Annotated in this window: 4 protein-coding genes and 1 pseudogene; all 5 read right to left on the reverse strand. The window is 67.2% G+C overall.

The window, feature by feature from the left end; all coding sequences use genetic code 11:
• Window positions 1-129: 129 nt before the first annotated feature.
• Window positions 130-858, reverse strand: coding sequence for a DUF4376 domain-containing protein (locus OWC43_RS23120; RefSeq protein ID WP_393958637.1), 729 nt, complete (start codon window positions 856-858; stop codon window positions 130-132).
• A complete protein-coding gene (locus OWC43_RS23125; RefSeq protein ID WP_393958638.1) occupies window positions 855-1289 on the reverse strand; it encodes a hypothetical protein in 435 nt (144 codons plus the stop codon). Before OWC43_RS23125 ends, OWC43_RS23120 begins: the two co-directional genes overlap by 4 nt.
• A complete protein-coding gene (locus OWC43_RS23130; protein WP_393958639.1) occupies window positions 1289-1726 on the reverse strand; it encodes a hypothetical protein in 438 nt (145 codons plus the stop codon). Before OWC43_RS23130 ends, OWC43_RS23125 begins: the two co-directional genes overlap by 1 nt.
• Window positions 1726-2166: a hypothetical protein gene (locus tag OWC43_RS23135; protein ID WP_393958640.1), complete on the reverse strand. Its 441-nt coding sequence runs from the start codon at window positions 2164-2166 to the stop codon at window positions 1726-1728. Before OWC43_RS23135 ends, OWC43_RS23130 begins: the two co-directional genes overlap by 1 nt.
• Before the next feature lie 10 nt (window positions 2167-2176).
• Window positions 2177-3371: pseudogene (locus OWC43_RS23140) on the reverse strand (hypothetical protein); the annotation flags it as partial.

Consider the following 3371-nt stretch of genomic DNA (forward strand, 5'->3'; position numbering starts at 1 on the left):
GCGCTTCATCCCGACCTCCTCAGATCGGAAACTACTCTACCAGATCAGGGCGTTTTCACACAGCCTGCACCCTTAGCGGTCCTTAGATGCGGTCAGGCTGGATGGGTTCTGACCCTAAGCGCCGGTTGCTCAGATAGCTCGGTCGAAGCGATGCTCGATTTCGCCGGTCGTGGTGATCTCGCCGGCCTCGATCGCGTCCTTGATCGCGGCGAAGCGGCCGAACAGCCCGTTGACGTAGGCCTGGACGCTCAGGCTCATCGCGGTCACGTCCGCCCCGCTCAGCTTGAGCGCGCCGCCGTCGAGGAACTGCCAGCGCGTCGACCAGCCTGGCGTCAGCCCGGCGGCCATCACCGCACTCATCATCAAGATCTTGGATCGGTCGTCGGTGGCGACGCGATGCCCGCGGAAGGGTGCGCCGGCGGTTTCCAGTTCCCAGCGCCGGTGGGCCGCGTAGGCGAGCAGCTCCCGCCGCGCGTCCTCGGCCGTCCAGATCCGGATCGTGAACCAGTGATCGAGGGTGCCCGGGGCGCGCACCCGCACATGGGTCTCGCCCGACGGCAGCACGGTACCGGCAGCCGGCTCGGTCACCCCGCCCGGCGGTAGCGGGATTGCCGGCACGCTTATCGCCACCGCCGAGTCGATGTCGGCCGGGCGGCTCTCCTCCGGCAGCGCGATGCGCGCGGCCAGCGCGCCGGTGTCATCGACGTAGAGCGCATCCATCGGGCCGGGCAGCGTCGCGACCTCGACGAACGACACGCCAGCCTCGCGCAGCACCGCGCGCAGGGCGGCCGGATCGATGCCGCTCTCGGTGCCGATCAGGTTGCGGAACACCGGATCGAACCGGACGAAGGTGCTCATGCGACCTCCAGGACGAACACCGAGAAGGTCCCGGTGAAGCCGACGACCCCCAGCGTCAGGGAGGTGTTGAAGACGACCCACTCGAGCCGGTAGTCGATCACCGGGCCACGCCCGTAGATCGTTCGACGCAGAGCGCAGGGCGCGATGTACTCGCCGGCGTTGAACAGCGTGGCGTTGTTCTGGATCACCGGCTGGGTCAGCTTGAGGCCGCCGAACGTCATCGGCGGCCGGGTGAAACTTCGGCCGAAGTCGATGAAGTAGGTCTTGCCGTTCGCCACGCCCGGCGCGGCGACCTCCTGCTGGAAGAACAGGCCTTGGCCATCCTCGTAGCTGCCGGAGAACAGCACGTTCGGGTCGAGCGGGTCGGCGATCCGTCCGCCACCGCCCGACTGGACGCGGAAGAAGTCCGCGCCGCGCATGTCGAAGTACATCAGGAGGCAAGCCTCTTGCGGAACAGAATGTAGCTCATCCCGGCATAGCTGCCGGAGCCGCCCGAGCGGCCGTTCGAGCCGTGGAACTCGACCCGGGCGTGGTCGCTGGCGAAGCTGACCCGCATCGTCGGCGGATAGGCGCTGTTCTGGCGCGAGGCGTCGACGTTGCCGGTGCTGATCGGGCTGACCCAGATGTCCGGCACGCTCGTCTGGGCCGGGAAACCGATGATGAACACCCAGGTGCTCAAACCCATCGTGGCCGGGAGGTTGCCGGGGGTCTCGGCGCCGGCTGACATCGGGAGGAAGCCGCGCTGGACGATCTGCGCGTTGCGGGCACCGAGCGAGATCAGCAGATCCTTCTCGGCCGCCGTGCGGACGTCGATGCCCGGCCGGCTCACCTTCAGCGCGTCGGCGCGGATGTCGAGGATCTGCGCCATCAGAACAGCGCGACCATGTAGCGGAGCAGGTATGCCGTGCTTGCCGGTGCCCCGGTCGCCTGGATCAGGAAGTAGGCCGGGTTGCCGTCGAAGAAGCGGTTGAGGAACTCGGTGCCACCGTAACCCCCGCCGCGGCCGTCGTTCTCGGCGCCGTAATAGGCGTTGGCGCGCTCGTTGGCCCCGTCGGTCATCACCCGGTAGGTCAGCATCGGCTCGCCGCCGAGATGGGCCAGCGCCGAGCTGAGGAAGATCGGCGTGTTCGAATTGGTGAAGCCGGCCTTGATGATCCGCATCGGCTTGCGGCCGGCAAAGTCGGTCGAGATCAGGAACTTGTTGCGGTCGGTCCGATCGTCGGTTCGGCAGTCGTAGCCGTCCCGGGCGATCCACAGCCCCATCTGCCCCGAGACGGGATGGCGACCGCCGAGCGCGCGCATTCGCATCGGGGGGCTCCTACTCGAAGATGGCGAAGTACTTGTCGGTGAAGTCGATCACGAACTTGCCGTCGGGCGATTGCGCCCGGCCCGCCGTGACCGTGCCCATGTTGGCCGAGACCGCCGAGAGCGAGCCGACGCTCAGACGATCGGCCGTGATCGAGCCCGTGCGGATGGTTCCACCGTCGACGGTCGTGATCGCGCCATCGCCCCAGGGGGAGAGTTCGGTCTGCCCGGCCGAGGCCTGCCCGAAGTAGAGCCCCGTCCAGAAGGTGTAGGGAATGTTCTCGCCGGTGAAGATCGTGCGGAGTGTGATGAGGGCGTAGGCTGCGTTGGCAGGCGTATTGATGAAGAGCCCATTCCTGAACCAATTCACGAGCGGGCCACTGCTCGCGACCCGTTCATTCACGGTGCTGTCGGCTTGCCCGAGCCAAGTTCCATCGCTGGCATACCATGCAACGATCGCGTGGGCGCGGCAGCGATGGGCGCTGGAATAGGCGCTGAACTCATAGCGCTGACCGCCCTGCACCGGGATCTGTCGAACCTCCGGACCCGCCGTAGAAGGGCGCGACCAGTAGATATCGGCAAACTGCCCCGCGGGCGGTGTCCCGGCGAAGTTGAACTGAAGCGACTTCATCCCCGGCGGCTCCCAGGTGGATCCGCTGCTGTTGATGACGAGGCTACCGGCGATGCCCGACTGGCTGGCGGCCCATGCGAGGGCCGGCACGTATCCCGCCGGGTAGGCCGAGAAGTCGCTGTTGCCGATCAGGTTCTTGCCGCCGACGCCGACCCTCAAATGCCGTGTCTCGATCGACCCGGCGGCCAGATGCCCCGCACCGATCGTGTCGGCCGCGATGTGCGCTCCGGTGATCTGCCCGGCGGCGATATGGCCGGCGACGATGGAGCCACCGACGATCTTGTCACCGGTGACCTGGTTTGCCGCGATGTGCCGGGCCTGGATCGCGTTGGCCTGGATCCGGTCGGCATCGATCGACAGGGCGGTGATCCGGCCGCCATCCATGACGATGCCGGCGCCGCGCTGAACCCGCAGCTGGTTGCCGCCCCAGTATTGCGCGATCGGCACCTTGTTCGGGCCGATCGCGTTCTCGATCCCGCCGATCGCCCAAGAGAGATGGCTGGCCCCGTGCTCCCACCAGAAGTTCGTCTCCCGGCTACCAGGCCAAGCGATTCCTCCTGGGATGTGGACGCTCGAC

The organism is Methylorubrum sp. POS3 (assembly GCF_043352485.1).
In the GTDB taxonomy this organism is placed as follows: Bacteria; Pseudomonadota; Alphaproteobacteria; order Rhizobiales; family Beijerinckiaceae; genus Methylobacterium; species Methylobacterium suomiense.